This window comes from Cytobacillus oceanisediminis (genome assembly GCF_004366035.1).
GTDB classification, from domain to species: Bacteria; Bacillota; Bacilli; order Bacillales; family Cytobacillaceae; genus Cytobacillus; species Cytobacillus oceanisediminis_C.
In genome coordinates, this window is record NZ_SOEE01000057.1 from 1 (window position 1) to 1,295 (window position 1,295).

Sequence of the window (1,295 nt, forward strand, 5' to 3'; positions counted from 1 at the left end):
TCTTCATTTAACCATGAAAGATTTTTACCACGCAAGAAATCACGCATTTTTTCTTCCGCAGAGAGCATAACTAAATTGATGGTGCAAGAGGACGGGGCTGTACAACAGTTTTCTCTATACAAATAGCCATTGTCTTTAATATTTTTACATTGAAAAATAGGCTTAGGACCTTCAACTGCTTCAACAACATCCCAGAAGGAAATATCTTCTGGGGACTTAAATAACCTATATCCCCCTTTTACACCAGGGACAGAACTTACAATCCCAGCCTTAGATAATTTACCGAAAACTTTTGAAAGATATGTCTCAGATAGTCCTTGAAATTCTGCCAAATCCTTTATCCCAATACTTTCATTGGGAGGCACATCAATTAAATAAACAAGACAATGTAAAGCATATTCAACACCGACGCTATATTGCATGTAAACTCACCTTCTTTTAATTAAGGATTATCAAATTGTATCTTAGAAGTATTCAGAGTTCTAGTCAAATAAAAGAAATCTCTACTGGTGAATTTTTTTCTTTTGACAAAAATAATTATATAACCTATTATAGATCATGTTAATCGACGATTAAATCAATCTTTAATTGTTGTCCAAAATTCATCTTAAAGGAGAAATACAAATGAACAAAACACTTATCATTAACGCACATCCAAAAGTAGATGATACATCTTCATATAGTTTGCAGGTTTTTAACCACTTTTTGAAAGCTTATAAGGAATTAATTCCGGATAGCGAAGCAATTGAACAGATTAATCTGTACAGTGATATAGTGCCGATGATAGATAAAACGGTTTTAAGTGCATGGGAAAAACAAGGAAAAGGACAAGAACTAACTAGCCAAGAACAAAAAGTAACGGAGCGTATGTCTGAGATTTTAAAACAATTTAAAAGCGCAGATACGTATGTCATCGTTTTACCTTTGCATAATTTTAATATTCCATCAAAATTAAAAGATTATATGGACAATATCATGATCGCTCGTGAAACTTTTAAATATACTGAAAATGGGTCTGTGGGACTGCTTAAAGACGGACGAAGAATGCTTATCATACAAGCAAGTGGATCTATCTATACAAATGAAGATTGGTATACAGAAGTTGATTACTCTCAAAAATATCTGAAGTCAATGTTTAATTTCATTGGTATTGAAGATTACCAAGTCATTCGGGCGCAAGGAACTGCTTTATTGGAGCCAAATGAAGTATTACAAAAAGCATATAAAGAAGCTGAAGATGCTGCTTCAAGATTAGCGCACCAGAGGCACTTAAAATAATGATGTGAATGGAGAAG

2 protein-coding genes are annotated in these 1,295 nt (G+C 33.4%); one reads left to right on the forward strand and one right to left on the reverse strand.

What is annotated here, in order from left to right; genetic code table 11:
• Positions 1 to 422, reverse strand: a 422-nt coding sequence (locus DFO72_RS29100; protein WP_134177364.1) for an Rrf2 family transcriptional regulator, incomplete at its 3' end; no start/stop codon positions are given.
• Positions 423 to 624: 202 nt separating this feature from the next.
• On the opposite strand from DFO72_RS29100, the gene DFO72_RS29105 reads away from it, so the two are divergent.
• The gene (locus DFO72_RS29105; RefSeq protein ID WP_113885943.1) at positions 625 to 1,278 is read left to right on the forward strand and encodes an FMN-dependent NADH-azoreductase; all 654 of its coding nucleotides are present in this window, start codon (positions 625 to 627) and stop codon (positions 1,276 to 1,278) included.
• Positions 1,279 to 1,295: the final 17 nt, after the last annotated feature.

Bases quoted from the DNA above. Each gene is read 5' to 3' on its own strand.
- DFO72_RS29105 (WP_113885943.1), top strand. From the start codon at position 625: ATGAACAAAACACTTATCATTAACGCACATCCAAAAGTAGATGATACA.